At 49.2% G+C, this 24,035-nt stretch carries 16 protein-coding genes; 15 read left to right on the top strand and 1 reads right to left on the bottom strand.

What is annotated here, in order from left to right:
• The first annotated feature begins 85 nt into the window (after positions 1–85).
• The 10 genes from KPC83_RS00105 (at position 86) to KPC83_RS00150 (ending at position 17,015) form a co-directional block, all read left to right on the top strand.
• Entirely contained in the window at positions 86–1,378 is a 1,293-nt protein-coding gene (locus tag KPC83_RS00105) for an adenylosuccinate synthase (protein WP_216278581.1), read from the top strand.
• A 97-nt stretch (positions 1,379–1,475) separates the two neighbouring features.
• Positions 1,476–2,795, top strand: a complete 1,320-nt coding sequence (gene purD, locus KPC83_RS00110) for a phosphoribosylamine--glycine ligase (protein WP_216278582.1) — start codon at positions 1,476–1,478, stop codon at positions 2,793–2,795.
• Positions 2,796–2,933: 138 nt separating this feature from the next.
• Entirely contained in the window at positions 2,934–3,575 is a 642-nt protein-coding gene (locus KPC83_RS00115) for an NUDIX domain-containing protein (protein WP_253201055.1), read from the top strand.
• A gap of 24 nt (positions 3,576–3,599) precedes the next feature.
• Complete coding sequence (locus tag KPC83_RS00120; protein WP_216278584.1) at positions 3,600–5,372, top strand: ABC transporter ATP-binding protein; 1,773 nt, start codon at positions 3,600–3,602, stop codon at positions 5,370–5,372.
• 9 nt (positions 5,373–5,381) lie between these two features.
• The gene (locus KPC83_RS00125; RefSeq protein ID WP_216278585.1) at positions 5,382–6,275 is read left to right on the top strand and encodes a hypothetical protein; all 894 of its coding nucleotides are present in this window, start codon (positions 5,382–5,384) and stop codon (positions 6,273–6,275) included.
• Positions 6,276–6,424: 149 nt separating this feature from the next.
• Positions 6,425–7,327 (top strand): pyridoxamine kinase, encoded by a 903-nt coding sequence (locus tag KPC83_RS00130; protein WP_216278586.1) that lies wholly within the window; start codon positions 6,425–6,427, stop codon positions 7,325–7,327.
• A 135-nt stretch (positions 7,328–7,462) separates the two neighbouring features.
• A complete protein-coding gene (locus tag KPC83_RS00135) occupies positions 7,463–7,783 on the top strand; it encodes a cupin domain-containing protein (RefSeq protein ID WP_216278587.1) in 321 nt (106 codons plus the stop codon).
• A gap of 498 nt (positions 7,784–8,281) precedes the next feature.
• Positions 8,282–15,016, top strand: a complete 6,735-nt coding sequence (locus KPC83_RS00140) for a discoidin domain-containing protein (protein WP_216278588.1) — start codon at positions 8,282–8,284, stop codon at positions 15,014–15,016.
• 188 nt (positions 15,017–15,204) lie between these two features.
• Entirely contained in the window at positions 15,205–15,672 is a 468-nt protein-coding gene (gene purE / locus KPC83_RS00145; protein ID WP_216278589.1) for a 5-(carboxyamino)imidazole ribonucleotide mutase, read from the top strand.
• Positions 15,673–15,716: 44 nt separating this feature from the next.
• Entirely contained in the window at positions 15,717–17,015 is a 1,299-nt protein-coding gene (locus KPC83_RS00150; protein ID WP_253200919.1) for a class B sortase, read from the top strand.
• Between the two features lies 1 nt (position 17,016).
• On the opposite strand, the gene KPC83_RS00155 is transcribed toward KPC83_RS00150, so the two are convergent.
• The gene (locus KPC83_RS00155) at positions 17,017–18,492 is read right to left on the bottom strand and encodes a putative ABC transporter permease (RefSeq protein ID WP_253200920.1); all 1,476 of its coding nucleotides are present in this window, start codon (positions 18,490–18,492) and stop codon (positions 17,017–17,019) included.
• A gap of 138 nt (positions 18,493–18,630) precedes the next feature.
• Here KPC83_RS00155 and purF point away from each other — a divergent pair, with 138 nt between their 5' ends.
• The 5 genes from purF to KPC83_RS00180 all read left to right on the top strand — a co-directional run bounded on the left by purF (position 18,631) and on the right by KPC83_RS00180 (position 23,784).
• Complete coding sequence (purF, locus tag KPC83_RS00160) at positions 18,631–20,241, top strand: amidophosphoribosyltransferase (protein ID WP_216278590.1); 1,611 nt, start codon at positions 18,631–18,633, stop codon at positions 20,239–20,241.
• A 745-nt stretch (positions 20,242–20,986) separates the two neighbouring features.
• Positions 20,987–21,646, top strand: coding sequence for a hypothetical protein (locus tag KPC83_RS00165; RefSeq protein ID WP_216278591.1), 660 nt, complete (start codon positions 20,987–20,989; stop codon positions 21,644–21,646).
• Entirely contained in the window at positions 21,643–22,356 is a 714-nt protein-coding gene (locus KPC83_RS00170; protein ID WP_216278592.1) for a hypothetical protein, read from the top strand. Before KPC83_RS00165 ends, KPC83_RS00170 begins: the two co-directional genes overlap by 4 nt.
• A 10-nt stretch (positions 22,357–22,366) precedes the next feature.
• On the top strand, positions 22,367–23,038 hold the full coding sequence (locus KPC83_RS00175) for an ATP-binding cassette domain-containing protein (protein WP_216278593.1): 672 nt from the start codon (positions 22,367–22,369) through the stop codon (positions 23,036–23,038).
• Positions 23,035–23,784 carry a hypothetical protein gene (locus KPC83_RS00180; RefSeq protein ID WP_216278594.1) on the top strand — a complete coding sequence of 250 codons (750 nt, stop codon included), beginning with the start codon at positions 23,035–23,037 and terminating at the stop codon, positions 23,782–23,784. The genes KPC83_RS00175 and KPC83_RS00180 overlap by 4 nt, the downstream gene beginning before the upstream one ends.
• Positions 23,785–24,035: the final 251 nt, after the last annotated feature.

Here is a 24,035-nt window from a genome sequence, read left to right on the forward strand (position 1 = left end):
TCGTTATGGGCTGCTAATCACCTCTATAATAGAGCGCCGGGACCTGAAAATGTCCTGGTGGTGTAAACCCATGTTAGGAGATGCAATGGCGTCAACAGTTTTAGTCGGTACACAATGGGGCGATGAGGGCAAGGGCAAAATTTGCGACTTGATTGCCTCGGAGTTTGATGCTGTTGTACGGTATCAGGGTGGCAATAATGCCGGTCATACTATTGTGGTTGATGATAAAAAGTATGGCTTGCACCAGGTTCCATCAGGCATTATGTATCCCGATTGTTTATCGGTTATTGGCAATGGCTGTGTGGTTAATCCCGCTGTCTTGCTTGAAGAAATTGATATGTTTGAGCGCGATGGAATCTCAACTGCCAACCTTAAGGTATCTGGCAATGCACACGTTATTATGCCGTATCACATGGCACTTGATGGAGCGTTTGAAGCACGCCTTGGCACAGCGCACATTGGTACCACAAAGCGCGGCATTGGGCCTTGTTATCAGCACAAGATGGAACGCATCGGTCTGCGTATGCAAGACCTGTTAGATGAAGCGGTTTTCCGTGAAAAGCTCGAACGTGCTCTCGCAAAGGTAAATCCTGAGCTTGAGTTTATATATCAGCTTCCTACCTATACGGTTGATGAGATTTGTGCGAGCTATCTGCCCATGGCGGAGCGTTTGCGTCCCTATATTTGTGAAGCCGGTATTCTTTTGAATGAACTTGTTGCAGCAGGTAAGTCAATTCTGTTTGAGGGTGCCCAAGCTACACTGCTTGACATTGACCACGGAACCTACCCCTTTGTAACATCGTCAAACTGTACAGCAGGTGGCGCGGTAACCGGCTCAGGTGTTGGCATGAAACACATTGACCGCGTTTTAGGCATTATGAAAGCCTATATCACGCGGGTAGGCTCAGGTCCTATGCCAACTGAGCTAGCGTATGAGAGCGAAGCGGGTCACACGCTCACTGAGGTAGGGGCTGAATACGGTGTAACAACCGGTCGCCGCCGCCGTTGTGGTTGGTTTGATGGCGTGATTGCCCGCTATGCAGCGCAGGTTAACGGCTTAACAGACATTGCACTTACTAAACTTGATGTCCTCTCGGTTTTTGACACCATCAAGGTATGCACGGCTTATGATTGCAATGGTGTGCGTTATACCAGCTTGCCTGAGCATCAAGCTTCATTTGCCGCAGCGGTTCCGGTATATACGGAGCTCCCTGGGTGGAATTGCGACATTTCGCAGTGCAAGACATTTGAAGAGCTTCCACAGGCAGCTCAAGACTATGTTCACTTTATTGAAGAGCTTACCAATACACAGATTTCCTTTGTTGCGGTTGGTCCTGAGCGCGAGCAAACCATCGTGCGCTCATGGGCTTACCAATAAGGCAATTCGCGGGCGCGGTTATAAACCCGTGCTTTTGCGCAGGTATGAGCATGTTTTTGAGTGCATATGTTGCCTACCATTAGGTTAAGGAGTTTGCATGAGTGAGATAAGTTCGCCGGTGTCAGCTATCAATATCTTGTTACTTGGAAACGGTGGTCGCGAGCATGCACTTGCTCAAGCGCTCGCCGGAAGTCCGCATTGTGCCAAACTTTTTATTGCGCCCGGAAATGGCGGAACGGCTACAGTGGGCACCAATGTTGCACTTGATGCATGCAATCCAGCACAGGTGGTAGATTTTGCAGTCAAACACAACTGCGGTTTAGTAGTCATTGGTCCAGAGGCACCACTGGTTGCGGGGGTCGCCGATGCGGTACGCGCAGCAGGGATTCCCTGTTTTGGTCCTAACGCAGAGGCTGCTGCCCTTGAAGGGTCAAAGACGTTTTGCAAGGAAATTATGGGTCTCGCTGGTGTTCCAACGGCGAAGTATGCCTCGTTTACGAGCGAAGATGAAGCAATAGCGTATGCTGAGCGTCTTGGTGCTCCTATGGTGGTAAAGGCTGATGGTCTTGCTGCAGGCAAAGGTGTTGTTGTTGCGCAAACATTCGAAGAAGCTCTGGCTGCGGTTCGTGCGTGCTTTGCGGGTGAGTTTGGTGCTGCTGGTGCAACGGTGCTTATTGAGGAGATGCTTACCGGCCCTGAATGCTCGCTGTTGGCATTTACTGATGGTGTTACCGTGCGCGCTATGTCTCCCTCACAAGACCATAAGCGCGCGCTTGAGCAAGATAAGGGTCCAAACACAGGCGGTATGGGTGCCTATAGCCCAGTGCCCATTGTGACTGATGATGAGCATCAGGCTATGGTTGCTATGATGGAAAAAACAATCCAGACACTCACCAAGAATGGCATTGATTTTCGCGGCTGCTTGTTTGGCGGCTTTATGCTCACACCCGAGGGTCCTAAGGTACTTGAATTTAACGTTCGCTTTGGCGACCCAGAAACCCAAGTAGTAATTCCACGACTGACTACCGACCTTGTTGAGCTTATGCTTGCCGTGGCTCAGCAGCGCTTGAGCGAGCTTGAGCTTTCATGGCGCGACGAGTGGGCGGTGACGGTTGTGCTCACGAGCGCAGGCTATCCAGGCTCATATGAGATAGGAAAGATAATTACTGGCATTGATGAGGCTTCTGCGCTTTCACAAGTAACGGTTTATCAGGCGGGAACTACGCTTGATGATGAGGGTAATGTGCGAACAGCCGGTGGCCGTGTGATGGCGGTTACTGCTCTGGGTACAAGTTTTGAAGAAGCGCGCGAGCGCTCGTATGCAGCGTGCGATTGTATTCAGTTTGAAGGTAAAACCTTGCGCCGCGATATTGGTTTGCGAGCATTGCGCGGGCGTAGTGCGTGGGACGAGAACTAAGGGGCAGTGACAGCGCAGCATAAGCTTTGCCAAAACTGCATGTAGCCTTGGGTTTTGTTAGCAAGTGTGCCTGCTCAGCAGTATGAAGCATATGTAGGTAGCAAGTTATTATGAGAAAGAGGGAGCGCGATGGATGATATGCAGCTTGATACACAGTTTGTTGGAGATGCGGCAGAACAACCGGAGCAAACCTTGATTTTGGGCGACAATCATCCCAACGATGCACAGTTGCATGAGCGAACCCTCAGCGAAGAGCAAGCTTGGCGTGGTAATTTTCTTGATGTGAGAAGTGTTCGAGCTGAGCTTCCAAACGGGCATATTGCTACCCGCGATATTGTGCGTCACCCAGGTGCTGCAGCGGTTGTTGCTCTTACCTCAGCAGGTAAGATTGTGCTCGTTCGTCAGTATCGCACGGCGCTTGACCGCGTTACCGTTGAGATTCCCGCTGGCAAGCTCGACCCCGGTGAGGACCCGCAAGTATGTGCTGAGCGCGAACTGCTTGAAGAAACCGGTTTTAAGGCCGGTGAGATGCGCTATCTCACTACCATAGCCCCCGCCTGCGGCTATACCGATGAGCTCATTCATATTTTTATGGCAACACATCTTAGCTTTGCTGGTGCAACACCTGACGAAGATGAATTTGTTAACGTTGATTTGGTTCCTCTATCTGAGCTTATAGATGCTGTGCTTGACGGAAAAATTGAAGATGCAAAAACCATTGTCGGTGCGCTTGCCTGTGATGCTATTGCGCATCGTCTTTCCCAAGATATGGATGCGTGAGAGAAAGGACGATGACTCAAATTCATGTTTAAGCGTTTTTTATCCTATTATGGTCCCGAAAAAGGGCTTTTTATAGCAGATACCGTTTGTGCCTTAGTGCTTGCGGGAATCGATTTGGCGTTTCCTATTATTTTGCGCTCGCTTACTGCGGGTTTGTTTGCTCAAACGCCTGTACAAATTCTTGATGCGCTTGGCTTTATCGCGCTTGGTCTTGCAGGTTTATATGTAGTGCGCATGGCGTGTCGTTATTTTGTTTCAGCACAGGGTCATATTATGGGTGCGCGTATGGAGTCGCGTATGCGCGAAGACCTTTTTGACCAGTATGAACGCATGAGCTTTAGCTATTTTGACCGGCATAACTCCGCTGACATGATGAGTCGCGTGGTGAACGATTTATTTGATATTTGCGAGGGTGCTCACCACCTCCCTGAGTGGATTATTATTTGCAGCATTGAAATTATCGGTGCTTTTGTTATTTTGTTTACCATCTCGCCTGAGTTAACAAGTGTTATGGCGTTGATTACGCTCATTTTTGTGGGTGTTATGGTGCGCCAAAACTTTGCCATGCGGGCAGTATACGCTGATAATCGGGTCAAAATATCGGGTATCAATGCGCAGCTCCAAGATTCGCTTGCCGGTATGCGTGTCGTAAAATCTTTTGCTAACGAGCAAACCGAGCGCGCAAAATTTAGGCAATCAAACAACACCTATCTTGCTTCAAAAGAGGCAATGTATCATGTCATGGGCCGCTATCAGGCAACAAGCGCTCTTATGACGGGGTGTTTATATGTATGTATTATTGTGCTCGGCGGCTGGCTTATTGCTCATCAGCAAATGACTGCACCTGACCTAGCTACCTTTGCGCTGTATATCGGTTTATTTGCAACACCGGTTGAAACCTTGGTAAATTCAACGGAAACCTTCCAAAAGGCAATTGCTGGATTTAAGCGCATGGACGATGTGTTAGCCACCTGTCCAGAAATTGTTGATGCCCCTCTTGCAAAGCCTCTTGATGTAGACGGCGGACACATTGTCTATAAGGACGTTTGTTTTAGCTATCCTGAGGGTGAGCGGTCAGAAACCGGTGAGATGCGCCCGGTTATCAATTGTTTGAACCTTGATATACAACCCGGACAAACGCTTGCATTGGTGGGTCCCAGCGGTGGTGGCAAATCAACAACCTGCGCGCTGTTGCCGCGTTTCTATGATGTGCAGGCGGGGTCCATTGCAATCGATGGTCAAGATGTGCGCGATGTGACCCAAGAAAGCCTCAGGCGTGCAATTGGGATTGTTCAGCAAGACGTATATCTCTTTAACGGAAGCATTCGAGAAAACATTGCTTATGGCGCACCAGGAGCTACTGACGAGCAGATAGCTGCAGCGGCACACAAAGCGCATATCGACGCCTTCATTGAGAGTTTGCCAGAGGGCTACGATACGCTGGTAGGCGAGCGCGGGTCGCGCCTTTCTGGTGGTCAGAAACAGCGTATAGCCATTGCTCGCGTGTTTCTTAAAAACCCGCCGATTCTTATTTTGGACGAGGCAACTTCAGCGCTTGATAACGAGAGCGAAGGAGCTGTTCAGGCGGCTCTTGCCGCTTTGTCAAAAGGTCGTACCACCATTGTTATTGCCCACCGGCTTTCTACCATTAAAGGGGCAGATGTCATTGCAACCGTTGAGGCGGGTTGCGTGGTTGAGCAGGGAACGCACGAGGAGCTTCTTGCTGCAGGTGGCACCTATGCTCGTTACTATCGCATGCAGTTTGAAGGTATTTCAAGCATGCAACACAGCGATTAGGATGTGTCTATGCACGGTACCTCTCGCCTGTCTCCCGAAGAAATTACTAGGCTGTTTTCGCAGATTAACGAGGCAGGCATTGTTGACATAAAGCGCGGCAACGCTCAAGCCACACCTCAGCGCGCTATTGACCCTCTTAGTCTGACTGACCCATCGGGCTCAACAGCAGGTAGGGCAATTAGCAGAACCGCTCTTGCTGTTATTGTGTTGGTGCTGTTTTTTGTGCTGGTGTTACAGATTGGGTATGGTGTTGGTCGCCGTTTAAGCACGGCAAATTTGTCTGAAAGCGCCAGTAAAATTAACGTTGAGCACGCCCTAGCAACCGGTGTTGAGTGGGGCAATGGTTTTACTCAGTTTCCCGCGTGGTCGCATGTAGATGAGGCAGACGAGGCGGCAGGCTTAATTAAAGTTTCGGTAACTGATACCAGCTCAAAAAACGAACTTGAACTGCTATCAAGTACGCAAGTGCAGTCAACCGCTCTTGCTACTAATGCCCTGTTGAACGAGAAGATTCAACGTGTGGTGTATAACGTTTACGCCATCACAGATAGAAAAGGGAACATTCAGCATAATAAGTTCTTTGGCTTTATCCCTGCTCAGGGCACGCGCCGCGCTATTTTGACTTACGTGTGGACTAAAGAGGTCTCAGAGCATTCAAATTATATTGATTGGAAGCTCAAGATAATTGGCATGGACGACAAGGTCGCTCGCAAAATTCAAAATCAAGTTAACTCAGTGAGCTCGCTTATTGAAGCAGATGCAATAAACCAAAAAGTGTTTAATCAGCAACAAGAAGAGCGTACGCGCGAACAACTCCTGCACGGTATAGAGATATTCAAAGGTGGCCATGCTCAAAAGCAGCCTAGGGATGCACGAGATAAGAGCGCATCCAAAGCTCGATAACGAGCTGCTCAACACACCGCGTATAAGGATACTTCATATCCTTGAAACACATTCATAATGTAGTAGCTCAGGTTTGGTTGTGCACGCATCAGCGTGTTATGCTTTTTACGTACGCTGGTCCATAAGTCCGCGGAAGAAAGAAGGAAACCATGTCTAACGCAATTACCAGCACTGCTGCCCCTGTTTTGTATCAACGGGAGGGTTTGTATATCCCGCGCGTTGCTGCCGTACACGATATGTGCGGCTATGGAAAATGTTCACTGGGGGTTGCTATTCCGGTGCTTTCAGCAGCAGGTATTGATGTGTGTCCCGTTCCCACTGCGCTATTTAGCGCACACACAAAGTTCCCCGTGTTTTATATGCATGACACAACACAAATGCTCAATGAATATCTCAACGCTTGGCAGCAAGAGGGCATTGAGCTTGATGGCGTGTATTCAGGCTTTATTGGGTCTGCTGAGCAAGTTGCTGTTATACAGCGTTTGTATGGGGAGTATCCTCGTGCACTGCGCATAGTTGACCCTGTTATGGGTGATGCTGGTCAGATGTATCCCACCTATACCGAAGATATGTGCAAAGCTATGCGTGATTTGGTTGATGGGGCTCATGTGTTAACACCCAATCTTACCGAGGCTTCAATTCTTACGGGTATTTCGTATGAAGGTCAGGATATTTCGGTTGAGCGTGTACAGGTCTATGCCAACGCCCTGCTTGAAATGGGTGCACAATCAGTGGTAATAAAGGGAATTGTGCATGAAGGTAAAGCTCTGATTTATAACTATCTTGCCGCACGTGATACCGATGCAGGCGCCTTGCAGGAAGTTGAGTCTGAGTTGCTCCCCTATATGCTTCATGGAACCGGTGACCTTTTTGCAAGTGGTTTAACAGCGGCGCTGTTTGCGGGAAAAGACCTACGCGAAAGTGTAGTTTTTGCCGGCGATTTAGTGCGCGATGCTATGCAGCTCACGCGCCATCAGCCTGACTTTGAGCTGCGCGGTGTGAGTTTTGAGCCAACGCTTGGCAAAGTGGCAGAGTTGTTGGCAACCGCTTAGCTGTAGCGGTATTGATTTCACGCTAACTTCGGCTATTTGTTGTACTTACAACGTTTTTGAGGCTTTCTTTCTTTAAGATGACAAGCAACGGGCTGTTAAAGCTAACGTGTACAGGCATAAAAGAAAGGAAGCCTCATGATTCATCAGGTAAACGCTGGTACGGTTGTAGAACTTGCTCAGTTGGTGTCATATCAACCGGGACAAGTTGCACGTACGGTACTTGCAGAAAGCGACCAGTGCAAGTTGGTACTTATGGGTATCGAGGCTGGCCATGGTCTTGACGAGCATGCAGCTCCCTCAGATGCGCTCTTCGTAGTTATTGAGGGTGAGGCTCAGGTTATCTATGAGGGGGTTGAGCATATGCTGCACGTTGGTGAGACTATCCGTTTTGATAAAGGCGGTCGCCACAGTGTACGCGCCGTGTGTGATATGAAGTTTGCCCTGCTTTTGGTGTAGATAAGTAGTCTCTTATACCGTCCGGTTGGTGGCAGCTCGTTTTTTAGGTTGAGGTGCCGCTGATAGAGCTTATTTGCTTGGTGTTGAGCCTTGTTATGTGTAGCAACATAGCAAGGCTCAACCCTTTTGGTGACGAACGATGCGCCGCTCACAAACGGCTTTTTAGCGGCTATGGTTTGCTCAATCTAATACCTGTTTACAAAGATAATACCAGTTTAATACCACTTACCGGCGTTTTGATACCGTTTGCCGGTAGGAGCCGTGTATTATCTGCGTTTTGTTCAGGGGGGGGGTACTTTAGTGTTAGTTCATGCTGCAGGCATGTCCTTGTAGAGGATGGCACGCATCGTTGGGTGTTCGAGTACGTGACTACGGGTCACACCGGCTGACCAAAAGGTCACATCGAACCCAAAAGGGTTTTCCGAGAGCCCAGCTGCTTTTCTTATACAAGCGTCGAGCGCAGTAAATGGCATGGATGTCGAAGAAGGGAAGGTATGTATGGAACTAACTGGTTTTAACCTGTTCAAGGTTAGCGAGTCTGGATCTCCGGTAAAGAAGATACTGGCAGCAGCAGCGGTTACCTTTGCTATTGCCTCGCCACTTGCCGCTCCAATTCCAGTCTTTGGTGCTACGTATTCGGGCAGCCTCACATCAGTGCAGTCTGCTTCTGTAGCAGAGGGAAAAGAGAACGTTGTAAACGTTACCTTTAACGACAACGTTCCTGGCAAGATTACGTTTTTGGAAGATGGTATCTTCCGTTATAACGTAGATCCAACAGGCAAATTTTCTGAGTATGCGGTACCGCGCAGCAGAGACCATGTGGGAAGGATTCCGGCTCAGCCAGACGCTTCACCACTGTATAAGAAGCCGCGTGCTACCGTAACCGAGACTGCCACCGCGTTTGAGATTAAAGCCGGCGACGTAACGGTTGTGCTTGACAAAGCTACGGCTAAGCTTTCGGTTAAAAAGGGCAGCAAAACAGTGCTGCGCGAGGTGGCTCCGCTTGCAATAGGCAACAAAACAGTTCAGAAGCTTGAAAAGGCGAGCGGCGAGAACTATTTTGGCGGCGGTACGCAAAACGGTCGCTTTATTCACACCGGCGAGGCCATTGAAATTATCACCAACAATACCTATGTAGATGGCGGCGTATCATCACCAAACCCCTTCTACTGGTCAAGTGGCGGCTATGGTGTTGTGCGCAACACCTTCTCACAGGGTACCTACGACTTTGGAAAATCCAACGGTGACGAGGTTGCTGCTTCTCATAACGAGGCAGAGTTTGACGCGTACTACATGGTGACCGACAAAACCACCCCGCGCGAAGTTGCCCAAGAGTTGTTGCGTGAATACTACAAGGTGACCGGTAACCCTGTTCTGTTGCCTGAGTACGCTTTCTATCTTGGTCACTACAACGCATATAACCGCGACATGTGGTCTGATACCGCGCTTCCTGGTTATAGAAAGTGGGAAATCAAGGGTCACGGCGCTGCGTCCGCAGCAGATGTAAACGAAAAGGTTACCTACGAAAAGGGTGGCACCGGTACCGCCATGCAAGAGAACTCTCTGGTAGAGACGCTCAATGGTACTGGCCCCACCGTCTCTACAGATAAAATTCCTAACGGTGTAACCTTTAGCGAGAAGTTCTCAGCGCGTAATCGTGTTGACGAATATCTGAGCCGCGATATGTCGCTGGGCTATTTCTTGCCTAATGACGGCTACGGTGCTGGTTATGGTCAAAATGGCTATAACATGACCGGTGGTGTTAACCCCGATGGTACAAGTTCTCCTGAGCGTCTAGCAGCTATTGCTGCAAACGTAGATAACCTGCGTCAGTTTAGTGAGTACATCAATCCAAAGGGTGTGCATACTGGTCTTTGGACACAGTCAAGCTTGCTTCCCAATTCAAATCCTGCAACGTTCTGGCAGCTGTTGCGCGACTTTGAAAACGAGGTTAAGAAAGGCAACGTATCCACCCTTAAAACTGACGTTGCGTGGGTAGGTTCAGGCTATTCCTTTGGCCTAAATGGTACCAAGCAAGCCTACGATATTGTTACCACGTCTAAGGGAAATACGGGCACTCGTCCTAACATTGTTACCTTGGACGGTTGGGCTGGTTCACAGCGCTACGTAGGTATCTGGTCGGGCGACCAAGTGGGCGGCAACTGGGAATATATTCGTTTCCACATTCCTACCTTTATTGGTCAGAGCCTCTCAGGTAACCCGAATGCCGGTTCTGACATGGACGGTATTTGGGGCGGACACCCCATCATCGCTACGCGCGACTATCAGTTTAAGACATTCGCGCCGCTCATGCTTGACATGGACGGCTGGGGAACCTACGCCAAGATGCCTTACACGCATGGTGACCCGTACACCGGTATTAATCGTATGTACCTCAAGCTCAAGAGTACCTTGCTGCCTTATATCTATACAACGGCAGCATCAGCAGCAAATATTGATACTGGCAACAACGACACGGGTCTTCCGTTCGTTCGCGCTATCTTGCTGTCTGAAAACTCTAACTATGCTTTGAGCAAGGCTACTCAGTATGAGTACACCATGGGTGGCAATATCTTGGTAGCACCGGTCTATCAAAACACCGACGGCGACAGCGCTAACGGTGGCTTGGGTGACGGCAACGATGTGCGTAACGGCATTTACCTGCCAGGTGATGAAAACACCATCTGGACAGACTATTTCACCGGCAAGCAGTATCGCGGTGGACAGGTACTCAACAACTTTGATGCGCCAATCTGGAAGCTTCCGGTATTTGTAAAGGGCAACTCCATTATTCCTATGTGGGAGCCCAGCATGAATCCGCAAAACATCGACCGCTCAAAGCGCATTGTTGAGTTCTTTGCCACCAACGGTAAGGGTGAGTACACCTCGTTTGAAGATACTGGTACCTTTATTGAGAACAATATTGATACCAGCGATGCTGAATACGGCAAGCAGGAAAAGATTTCCTACGGTGAGCATGTATCAACGCACTTTACCTCGTCGGTAAATGGCGACGAGGCAACTTTTACCGCCGAAGCTTCAACAGGTAACTATGAGGGCTACAACTCCAACCGCACCAGCACATTTGTGGTAAATGTTTCTGCTGAGCCTACAGGCGTTGTTGCTAAGAACGGGGATGCCGCACTTACCATTAAGAAGGTAAGCAGCGAGGCAGAATTTAAGGCAGCAACCCCTGCTGAGGGTGAGGCAGTCTACTTCTATAACGCCGCGCCTAACCTTAACTACAACGCAACAGCCGCAGATGAGGCTGTACGCAACGAGGGCTTTAGTGCTACGGCTATTACCACCACGCCTAAGCTGATGGTAAAGTTTGCTAAGACCGACGTGAAGACAACCGTTCAAACGTTGACGGTTTCTGGCTTTAAGAACGACGGCAAGCTACCGGTTATGGGTCTCAATGAGAGCCTTGCGGTACCCACCAATTTAGCAGCCGCTGAGGAGACTAAGACTCCTACCAGCATTGCGCTTACATGGACCAAGGTTGAGGGCGCTACTGATTACGAGGTTGAAGCCGACGGCGTAGTCTTTAACATGGGTGATGTTGATTCGTATAACCATCAGCATCTGCCTTATAACAGCACACATACCTATCGCATTCGTTCGCGCAACAAAGATGGCTTCTCGCAGTGGAGCGACTCCATTACAACAGCATCACTGCAAGACCCATGGCGCAATGTTCCAAAGCCTGTAGCCAATGACTGGAAACTGGGCGACAGCTGGGGTGCATTTAAGAATGCCTTTGACCACAATAAGGGTCAGATGTTCCACTCAACAAATGGAAACACCGTTGGTGTGCCTCTTACGCTTGATTATGGCAAGGCGTACCAGCTTGACAAGTTTGTTTATACACCGCGTCAAGATAACGCTGGCAACGGCAATATCAAACGCATGAAGGTTGAGACAAGCTTGGACGGCGTGCATTGGCAAGAGCATGATGCAGGTGTTTGGGACAATACCGGTGCTGGTAAGTTTGATGATAAGACCGTTGACTTAACTGGTATCATTGCGCGCTATTTACGCCTTACCAACTTGGAGTCAGCCGGCGGATTCTTCTCTGCAGGCGAGCTTGCTCTATTCAAAAAAGATGGAAGCCGCGCATTTGAGGTAGGTTCGGTAACCTATGGTGCAACGGTGGGCGATACCGATTATCAGCACCTCAAGGGCAATATGCTTGGTCGTGAGAACCGCGCACCGATGGTTGAAGAGTGGAACACGCATGTTAAATCACATGCCGCCGACTTTAACCTGAATGGTGCCTACGATGTTTACGACATGGCCTTTACCATGTCAAAGCTTGATGGTGGCACCACCAAGAATGGTGCTATTGCAGGTACTTTGGTGCCTGTGGTAAGCAAGCAGCAAGTATCTGCTGGTGAGGTTGTTACTGTTGACCTCTATGGCACCAACATCAAGAACGCTAATGCTCTTGGTGCACTACTTCACTATGACGGTAGTAAGTTTGAGCTGGTTGAAGACAGTATTAAGCAAGATATGTCTATTGCTGGCATGGAAAACCTCTCCGTGGCACAAGGCGGCTTTAACGATGGTAAGCAGTCGGTAAACCTTGCCTTTGCCAACCATGGCGACAAGGCACTTTATAGTGGCTCTGGTGTGGTTGCCAGCTTTAAGCTTAAAGCTAAACAGGATAGCGCGGTTGACTTAACCACCACTACATGGCTTGTTGGTCCCAAGTGTGATGCTATTGAAAACAAGATTGCCGAGGCTGTAAGCTTCCCAGAGGCTCCGCAGTCTGCTCGCGCTGAGTATCCGATGGATGCCTTCAATACCAGCATCACCAATGATGTTCTAACCACCGATGACGGTAGCAACGCTGCTAAGATGCTGCAAGACCCCGCAGGATTTGCTGCGCTGTTTGACAACAACGAGACAGCAAATGGCTTTGAGTACAAGTGGGATTGGCAGAACAATTATCTTGACGGCGCACAAGAGCTGCCAAATTATGTCAAGCTGCCTTCAACGCTGCACTTTGCATTCAAGCAGCCTTCGGTGCTTGATAACGTTGAGGTAGTAAATCGCCCCAGCGGCAATGGTACGATGCAGTCTATGCGTGCGGTTATTCACTTTGAAGATGGTACGCAGCAGGAGTTTGCGGGTGGTGCCTTTGACAGCATGCAGGCTAAGTACACCTTGCAGGTGTCTGAGGATAACAAGGACAAGAAAGCTACCAAGGTTGAGATTACTCCGCTAACTTCAACCGGTACTGCAAAGGGTTCAAACCCCAGCAACCGTATGCTTACCTTGCGTGAGATTAACTTCAACTACATGACTCCAACTCCGAAAGTTGAGTCAATTGCACTGGGTGAGCACCCAAGCAGCTTGTATGAAGGTGACCTTGCTCCCGTGAAGGCTGACGTGAGAACGCCTGACGACGTATACCCCTACTACACGGTTGAGTCTTCTAACCCTGCTATCGCAAGCATTTCTGCGGTACAAAACGGTGACAACGTAGACTACTATGTACGCGGCAACGCAGCTGGTACGGTAACCATTACGGCAAAATCTAAGCTGGATGAAAGCAAGACCGTAAGCTATGAGCTTGAGGTTAAGGCTGGTGTTGATACCACAGGCTTAGTAGCAGCTATCAATATGGCAAATTCCAAGCATGCCAGCGTATATACCAAGGCGAGCATGGAGAAGCTTACTAAAGCGGTTGCTGATGCTCAGGCGGTACTCAAAAAAGAGAACCCAACCAAAGCCAACGTTCAGGCTGCTCAGCTTGCACTTGAAAAGGCACTGTCAGAGCTTGTTATGCGCCCAGTTAAAGATGAAAACCTCATCAATAAGGATGCTCAGTCGAGTGTTGCTCAGATGGCAGCTTCAAGCACCGCAACCGAGAACCTTACTCCTGAGGGAGCGGTTGGCTCAACGCTTGACCAGGACCCAACAACCATCTGGCACAGCAACTACAACGCTCCTCATCGTGGAATGCCACAATGGCTGGTATATGACCTAGGCGAAGAGCGCGACCTAACCGATGTTACATTCTTGCCACGTCAGGATTCTGGTACCAACGGCGACATCTTTAGTGTTGAAGTGCTGGTTGCTAATACGCCTCAGGCATTTGGTCTTGCAGCTGCTAATGAGGCTGTTCCTGCCTCACGCTCGGCATTCCGCTCTGCGGCTGAGGCAGAAACACCGCGCAGCCTTGGTGTCTTTAACTTCGATAATGATGGTCGCGTGTTAAAGGACCGTACTGAGTGGAAGCAGATGAGCTTTGGTGCTACACGTGCACGTTACGTCAAGCTCAACATTTTGCACGCCGGCGGTAGCGAGGCCGATCAGTATGCATCACTTGCCGAGACACGCTTCTATGCTCGTCCGCCAATGACTCCGGCTGAGAAGGCAGACCTTGAGACCCTCATCAACAAGATTGATGGCGAACATCTTGAGGCAGAAGGCTACACCGATGCTACATGGACTCCGTTTGCAAATGCTTTGGCAGACGCTAAGCGTATTCTTGCCGATGACGAAGCATCACAAGATGAAGTAGATGCTGCACGTGATGCGCTCACCTCGGCACGCGCCAAATTGGCACAGACGGTAGCTCCTTCGGTCGAGCATGCGGATAAGACAGCGCTCAAAGCTTTGGTTGATAAGGTTAAAGATTCTGACCTTACGGGTAAGACCCCTGATTCTGTCCGTGCGTTTGAGAATGCTCTGGCTTATGCTAAGCAGGTACTTGCTGATGAGAATGCAAGCGAAGCAAGTATTCAAGCTGCGTTTAGTCAGCTGCGTAGCGCCGCTGACGGTTTGACTAATGTTGCGGCTCCTGGTGATGCGGGCAACAGTGGCACTGAAAGTGGTGGCACGAGCGGTGGCGTAACCGACGTTCCGGGTACCACGACACCTAATACCTCAGATTCGTCTACCGGCACACCACCAAGCAATAACGGTGGTTCTGAGAGTGAGAACGCATCTGAGAATCAGGGTGGCAGCGGCAATAATGGTGGCGCTGGTGCTATGGGTAATAATGGCGGCACTGGTAACGGTGTAACCAATATTCCGGGAACCACAAAACCAAACACCACCGACTCCTCAACAGGTCGGGCACCGCATAGTGATGGCAAGCAAAAGCTTGTTGCTACTGGTGATTCAACAATGGGTGTGGTCGTTGCCTCTGCGGCAGCAGGCACCGCACTGGTTGCTGGAGCTCTTTATAAGCGCCGTCGTAATGAGAAAACAGATGCATAGTGCATAAACACTAGCTCAACGTCTGCGCTGCACAGGGTCTAGGGCATATGCCTTAGACCCTGTGTTTATCTGCGCCACTTCATGGAGATGCGACGCAAGATTTTTTGCCATTGAACTTGCGAAAGTTAAGACAGCTCAGAGATGGATATACTAGAGACTAGTTTTGATTACACCGTTAGGGAGGACGCATGGCACAAACAGAAACACCCCTTGTAGGTATTATCATGGGCTCTCAGTCGGACATGTCCGTTATGGAAGCATGTACGAAAGAACTTGATAGCCTTGGTGTGCCGTATGAGCTGGTGGTTGCAAGTGCGCATCGCACTCCTGATAAGGTGCACAAGTGGGCGGCAAGTGCTGCTGAGCGTGGCTTGAAGGTAATCATTGCTGCAGCAGGTAAGGCTGCACATTTAGGCGGTGTTGTTGCTGCTTTTACGCCGCTTCCGGTGGTGGGTGTTCCCATTAAAACAAGCGATTTGGGCGGCATGGACTCTTTGCTTTCAATGGTGCAGATGCCATCTGGTGTGCCGGTTGCCTGTGTGGCAATTAATGGTGCAAAGAACGCTGCTATTTATGCAACGCAAATTCTAGGTGCAAGTTTGCCCGAATATCGCCAAGCAATAGAAACACTAAAGCAAGAGATGGCAGAAGCGTAACTTACAACGTTTAGTGTTGGTACGTGACGCTGAAAGGAGCGCGTATGGCGCGTTTTCGCGAAGATAATCAAGGCACATCACAAGGTAACGCGCCTGCAGGCGCTCCCCGCGCTGCTGGCCGTCATTTTCGTTCTACAGGCTCAGCAGGTGCTGGTGCCGGTATGGGCACGGGTTCGAGTGCACGCGCTGGTGCCGGTGTAGGTGCTGGTGCCGGTGCCGGTTCGAGCGCAGGCACGGGAGCTGGTGCGGGAGCTGGACGGGCGTTCCCACGCGGGGGTCATGCGGCTCACCCAAGCCAGACAGTGGCAGCACGCCCGCTTCAACGGGTGGCCCCCGGCGCTCCTGGTGCTTCCGGTGTTGGTGGGGCTGTCGGAGCTGCACCATTGAAACATGGCAACCGTGCTGGTAGACCAGGCGATAGCGCTAGCAAAAGAGCTTCTAAAAAGAACGCTGCAAAGGGTTCTGGTAAGAAGCAGCGCTCGGCACGCGATATTATTTCAACCGTGCTGATTGTGCTCGGTGTGGTTTTGCTTTTAGTTGCAGCAGGCATTTTTATCAATGCTCAGCTTGGTTATCAGGCTGCTCAGGGTTCATATAAAAAGCTTGAGCAATTTGCGGTATCAGATGATGCGGGCGACGGTATTCCTGATGTCAATTTTGACGAGCTTGAAAAAATCAACCCCGATGTTGTTGGCTGGGTTTATGTGCCCAATACCGTTATTAACTATCCGGTGGTGCAAACTGACAACAACGAGACGTATCTTTCTAAGCTGTTTGATTTGTCGGGCAACGGTGCTGGTTCTATCTTTATGGATATGGACAACAACAAGCCAGGCATGGTTGACCAGCAAACAACAATTTATGGTCACCATATGTATGACGGCAGCATGTTTAAGTACATTGATGACACCCTTAATCAAGAGGCTTTTGATTCGGTAAAGACGGTCTATTACATCACGCGCCAAGCAACATATAAACTAACACCGCTGTTTACCATGCAGGTTGAAGACACCTATAACGATGCACGTGTTCCAAACTTTGCGGGTGACCAAACACTTGCCGATTATCTGCGTGCAAGCCTAGGACAGGCCAAGGCTAAGGCAGCTGATGCAGAGGCGCGTATCGACCAGACGCAGCAGGTGTTGACGCTTGTAACCTGCGCGGGTGAGATTATTCCGCGTACTACGCGTGCAGCTATGGTGTGTCAGCTGGTTGAGGTGGTGCCGCGTGGTCAAGCTGGGGTGGCCGCTGCGGGAGAGCAGGGTGCTGGTGAGGCAGCTGCTGAGCAAACTGGCGATGCAGCACCTGCAGAAGGTGGCGAGGCTCCTGCTGAGGGAGAATAGCCTATTGCACGCGGCTTGATTGTCGTGGGTGTATGGTCATACTCTGAAAGCGATGCTGCATGTAGTCGTTGTTGTAGTAGGTGGCATAAAACTGCTGGAGCGCGATGGTTGGCTCGGTACCTGAGACTCGTTGGAACCAGCAGTCGAGTGCGCCGAGGGTCATGAGGCAGTTAATGAGCATAAGAACAGCACCGACAGATGTTACTGAATAGCGCCATTTCCATGGAATGAGATTGATAAAGTTGAGCAGGCGCGGAAGCAACAGGCGAATCCATATCAGACCCAATACACCCCACATACCTGCAAAAAAGCTGCTGGTTCGCCCGTGACAAAGAACAGCAATGGGGTCAGGAATAAGCCCAAAGAGCGTTGCCGAGCTATAATCCCAAGCAATGGCTCCAAAACCTAACTGCATAAAAAGGCTAACAGCCATCTCAAACGCGCCTCCAATGGCTGCGCTCACCAAGAAAATAAATAGGGGATTGCTGCGATAAAAGCGATTGAGCACGCAAGTCATAAGAAGCGCGCCAAAGCCATAAATGGGGGAGAACGGTCCGTAGAGCAGTCCCGCGCGGTCTTGATATACGCCTGGGTCAACAATCGCCATATGCCAAATAATTTCTAGTACAAGACCTATAACACTACAAACAACAAAGACCCAAAACAGGTTAAAAAAGTTGAGTTTGATGTATCCCGCGCCTGAGAGGTCACGTCCAAGTAAGCCTTCTTCGGCGGCTGCGCGGTCTTGTATTTCGTCAAGCTTGCGCTCCATGCGGCCTTTCAGCTCGCGTTCGCGTACAAGCTCTGGGTCAATACGAGCTGAGAGCACAATTAAGATGATGACCTGTGCAAAAGGTATCAACAGCGTGAGCGACAGACCGCTTGACATAATGCTGGATAGAATTTCGGCTATGCCCACAAAGATAAGCGTGTAAGCCCAACGCCCAGCATTGCGGCGCTCGTTTTTGAGAAGCGACCAACCAAGCACGGCAAGCCCAGCAGAGCCAAATAAAGACAGCACAAAGGCAACAACGTTAATGATGACCAAGGTCATAGGGTCATTGCCAAGGCGCAGTGATTGAGGATTGGTAACAAGTTGCATGAATGAATATGTAAAAGCAACCGTTAAGAGTACGGTTCCCAATCCACCGTAGATAAGGCAAATAAACCCATAGAGCTTGACACCTAACGGAATAGAGCGCGTCTCGTGAGGGGTGCCGGTTGGCGCATCTTGCAAGACGGCGTTTGGCGAGCTATGGGAAATGCTACTTGGCACACCGTGAGAGTTACCGCGTGGCGAACCATGCGAGTAGTCGCTGCATGGTACAGCATGAGCGTTGCTGCCTGGCATATCCTGCAAACCACCGTCCAGCGCACCGTGAGCACTACCCAGACCAGCAGCTGCGTTATCGCTTACGGCATCTGCCGCATCTGAAGTATGAGGGCTTTGAGAAAACCTTGATAGAGGTTCTGACATGCATCTCCTATCAAGAGCAGTAATAGCTATGCACAACTGTAGCAGACGCTAAGCTTGTGTTGTGTGTGTTTCATTGGGTGCAAGGAGCGTTCTCTGTCATAATCAGCGCGTATGCAACTTGATAGGCAAGGGGAGCGCATGGCTCAGGGAACCTCTCACGTACAATGTGATGATACGCTTCATGAGGAATGTGGCGTTTTTGGTGTATGGGCGCCGGGGCGTGACGCTGCTCGTTTAACCTATTTTGGCTTGCGGGCATTGCAGCACCGCGGTCAGGAGTCGGCAGGAATTGCTGCGGGCGATGGCGGTACCGTAATGGTGCGCAAGGACCTTGGTCTTGTAGGTCATGTATTTTCAAATGCCGATTTGAGCGCCTTGCCTGGTGAGCTTGCTATTGGACATGTGCGCTATGCTACGGCAGGGTCTAAGAGCTGGGAAGCCGCTCAGCCGCATCTCTCAACCATCAACGACGTTATTATTGCGCTTGCTCATAACGGCACGCTGGTTAACACCGATGAGCTGCGCCGTCAGCTTATTAACCTCGGCGTTCCGTTTTTATCTAACTCAGATTCTGAGGTTGCTGCAAAGTTAATTGGCTACTTTACACAAGCCACCAATCATCTGCGCGAAGGTATCCGTAAAACCATGGAGCTGGTGCGTGGTGGCTATGCTATGACACTTATTAACGAGGAAGCGCTTTATGCGTTTCGCGATCCGCATGGTTTGCGTCCGTTGGTGCTGGGTCGCCTTGTAGACCAAGGGCTTGACCAAGTAGACCTTGAGCAGGTTTCTAAGCTACCGGCGGAGGCTGAGGCAAACGCAGATGGTACGTATGCATCTGGTAGCGGCTGGGTAGTTGCCTCCGAAACCTGTGCGCTTGATATTGTGGGAGCAGAATACGTGCGCGATATTCGCCCAGGCGAGATTTTGCGCATTAACGCTCAGGGCTTGGTATCTGAGCAGGGAGTTCCTGCGGCAAAAACCGCTGCAAACTGTGTGTTTGAACAGGTGTATTTTGCGCGTCCCGATAGCATCATGAACGGCAAGTCGGTCTATGCCTGCCGGTATGATATGGGTCGGCAGTTGGCGCGTGAGGCACCTGCTGATGCTGATATGGTAATTGGTGTACCTGATTCTGGTTTGCCGCCGGCAGAAGGTTTTGCTCGTGAGAGCGGTTTGCCTTTTGGCGAAGGGCTTATCAAAAACCGTTATGTGGCGCGAACTTTTATTGAGCCAACCCAGGAGCTACGCGCCATGGGCGTGCGCATGAAGCTAAACCCTTTGCGCGATAACATCGCTGGTAAACGCCTTGTGGTAATTGACGACTCCATTGTGCGTGGTACAACCATGGTGCAGCTGGTGCGTATGCTGCGGCAGGCAGGCGCTCGGGAAATTCATGTGCGCATCAATTCGCCTGAGGTTGTGTGGCCGTGTTTTTATGGCATTGATACCGATGTGCAGGCTCAGTTGATTAGCGCAAATAAGAGCGTTGAAGAAATTCGCGAGCTTATTGGTGCTGATTCGCTGGCGTTTTTGTCGGTTGAAGGTCTGCGCACCTGTGTTCCGGCTGGTGGCTATTGTGAGGCTTGTTTTACCGGCGCATATCCGGTGGCCATTCCTGAACGTTTCAGCCGGGGTAAGTTCATGGAAGGCTATGTGCCAAGGAATTTGTCGGAAAACCCGGTGTTTGCTCAAGATGAAGTGAGCAAGAAGTACCAAGACAAAAGCTGGGAAGAGAGCAACCAGTAAGGTAGCTCTTGGCGCGCGGCGGCGTTGGCAGCGGCCGGTGTTGGTGCTCCGATTTGTGCCGAGCGCTGTCCCACTATCCTTATGGGCTGCCCCGTTTTCTTGGGCGTAGAGAGCCTCTGAACTTCGGTTGATGAGGTGGTTTCAAGCTTTTCTAGGTGCAAATAGCTTGCGTACCTCGATTGATGAGGTAGTTTTCGTTGTATAAGTACCATATATAAGCATACTGCCTAATAAGCAATTTATGTCACTTTTGACAGAAATGGGCAATTTGGCAGTGTAGAACCCCCGTGGGTTGGTAGTGATTTTATAAAACCGCAGGTAAACGGATTGCCGATTTTTCGCCTGTAGGGGGTTAATTACCACATTGCCCATTTTTGTCAGAATTTACTGCCAGATTGCCCGTTTTTGTCAAAAGCTATGTGAGCTATGCACGTGAAAACTCTTTATGTCGCTGATGTATATGAAACCCCTCAATATCCCGCTATAATATAGACATGTCACAAGGGATTTGTTGTACATCTCCTCGGCTTTTATTCGCTCAACTTGGGAGCGCGTTATGAAAACACTTCGTCTTTGTAGGGTTTACATACACAGATTGCCCCAGCGACTCCAGTTCAAAATAGCGGTAACCGTGTGCTTGGTTTTTGTTTTGTTTGCAACATTAGAGCTGGCATTTCGTTTTTATGGACTTGATGTAAGCCAGCTTCCTTCTGCGGCATATGGTTAGGCTTGGAATTTTGACGCGTTGCAAAACAATTCAAGTCGCGTATTTCTTCATTTTGTCTTGATGTTTGTTGCTGCGCTTGCATGTGCAGATGCAGGACAAGAGGAGCTGCGTGGTGGCACAGCGTCGCTCATAATCAGTCAAAGCTCAATAGGTTCTTATCTAGGAGCTCATGCACTTTGCAGCTTTATATCTGGGTTTTTGCTTATTGCTACCACTCTTGGTTTGTTACAGCTTGTTGCATTGCTTATGTTTCCCCTGCAGGGAACATTTGAGGGTGCATTCGGCACACCGCTTTATGTTGATGTTATTCCATCGTCGTATGCATTCCATGAGCTTTGGGCAACTCAACCTTTTATCTATAACGGGATATATCTGATTTGGACAGCTGTATGGGGAGGTTTTTCGGCTTTATTATCGTGCGGGCTTTCACTGCTATTTAAGCGGAGCCGTGCGATTGGTTTAGTGTCTCCAACCTTGCTATTTGTTGTGGCATATCAGCTGTTCCCCCTTTTACTGAGTGGAGGAACACAGTATTTGTTCTATCGTCTGTCGTATCCCAGCTACAACGTGAGCACCGCTGAAATTCCACTTATGATGGCATATCCTCTTGTGCTTGCGATTCTTTCTCTTGTTTGTTTTATTTTGGTTGCAGGAAAGAGAAGGGATATATGCATATGAACGCCCTTCTTACTATGCTGATTAAACGAAATCGTATGGCGATTATTATGTTTGTCAGCTTATTGGTATTACGAATATCTCAATTTATTTACCTGCAAAATCATAGTGAACTATCAACTTGGGACACTCAATATCTTTTTGTGCAAGGTATTCATATAGCAGGGTTTGTAATTATTCCGCTGTGCGCATATTGGTATCTAAAGGTTATTCGTTTTCAGAGTTCAAGCTTGGTGCTTGTAGCAGCACCTTCACGTTTAGCTGCGGCAATGCAATCACTGCAACGAGCAATTACGTTTGGCATCTTTATATCGGGAGTTCTGAATGTAAGCATTCTTGCGATTTTAGGGCTTCCGCTACAAGAGACTTCTTTTATTGACCTTTTTATGCGCTGCATTATGCAAGCTATTTTTATCGCGGCGCTTTGTCTTTTTGCAAATAGCTTATATCTTCTAACAGGGGTTTCGAGTTTCTCATTTTTAGCACTGTGTTTATATGGCATATGGGATTTTATGGCGCAGACAGTAGTGGGCGGCGGTCTACCTAGTATTGGGTGGAGCTTAACGCTTGCAAGCTCAAATAATGTGCCCTATCTGCCCTATCAGTGCTCAGTTTTAGGGCTTATATGTTCGGCGGCGCTCCTAACGCAGTTTTTTGCTTATCAGACACTTGACCTTGGTATTCATGCAGTTAATACTCAACGGGGCTTGTAAGGAAGCTGTCATGGTAAACCTAAGTAACACAGACCAACACATTGCAGTTCGCATACATAAGGTTTCAAAGCATATTAAAGACCGACAGGTTTTAGCATCAGCAACCGCCGAATTTCCAGCGGCGCATATTGTGGGTATTTCTGGTCCAAACGGTTCTGGAAAAACTATGCTTTTGCGCGCAATCGCTGGTCTTCTACATATTAATCAAGGAACTATTGAAGTTTGGGGAAAGAGTCTCGGTACAAATGGGTCATTTCCAGAAAGCATGGGGATTTTAATTGAGCCTATTGCGTTGTGGGACGAGTTAAGCGGAGCAGAGAATCTAAAGCTTCTGGCGCAGGTAAAAGGTAATACTACAAATGATAAGGTTCAACACGCGCTTGAACGTGTTGAGCTGAACCCTCACGATAAACGGCCAATTCGTTCATATAGCCTCGGTATGAGGCAGCGCCTGTATATTGCTCAGGCGATTATGGACCAGCCACAACTGATTTTGCTTGATGAGCCAACCAACGCCTTGGACGAATCGGGGAAGGCACTTGTGCGCTCTATACTGTTTGAGGAGCGGAATCGCGGTGCGCTGATTGTTGTGGTGTCGCATGATAAAGACGAACTAGACGCAATTTCAGATTCTCGGTACACCATGTATGAGGGCGTATTGTCAAAGGTTGATGCGCTATGAGACGCCAGCATACTGTACGCAAAGACCTGCGCTCCATAGTTTCAGTTCATCGGGTATGGATAGTATTGTTGCTTGTTGTTGTAGGTATATCTATAGTGACCCGTCTAAGCTATAGCAACCTTAATGTTAACTATGAGCAGCTGATGCAAATTCCTTATCGCGTGGGACCGTTCTCGGTTGAGCATTATCAGAAGCAGTTGGAGTTTGTACCTGAGAATAAGCCCTCAAAACTATTGCCAACAGCTCAACTCATTGTGGAAGGCGTTGTAGAAGATAAGCCACAGTTGAGTTATCAAAGCATGCTTCGCGCAGTTCGTGTGCTTCATGTTTATAAAGCAGCAAATTCAAATAAGGGTGCACATGAGCTTGGCACTGTTAAGGAAGGTCAGGTTATTTCGGTTTATGAACCGCTTGCCCTGGAAGGCATACCGTCAGAGCGGGTATTTTGGGGGAGCAGTAGCTATCAATTGGGCGGCGTTCCTATGACAAAAGGTAATAAGTACCTGCTCTTCTTAAATCCTGCTCCTGAGCGCCAGGCAGTTTTGCATGCCTATATGATGCTCGATTCTCCCTTTTCAAAGTTAGCGCTTGATGATGAAGAGGTGGTTTTGCCTCAGTCGCCAGGTTTGGTGGATTTGAGTTTTAATCAGTTGAGCAACGTTGCACTTGTTGCAGCAGACGAGACTGCGAAGCAGTTGTATTTAGAGACACGTGCACAGCTTATTAAGAGCTTCATGGAAACCTAGTATGGGAACAGGCAATATAAAAGTGTCTGATAAGCAACTTATGTCACTTTTGACAGAAATGGGCAATTTGGCAGTGTAGAACCCCCGTGGGTCAGTAGTTATTTTATAAAACCGCAGGTAGACGGACTGTCAATTTTTCACCTGTAGGGGGTTAATTACCATATTGCCCGTTTTTGTCAGAATTTACTGCCAGATTGCCCGTTTCTGTCAAAAACCGTTCAGACCTTGTGCAGCTCAGTACGGCTCAGCAC

The organism is Collinsella sp. zg1085 (genome assembly GCF_018889955.1).
GTDB lineage: Bacteria > Actinomycetota > Coriobacteriia > Coriobacteriales > Coriobacteriaceae > Collinsella.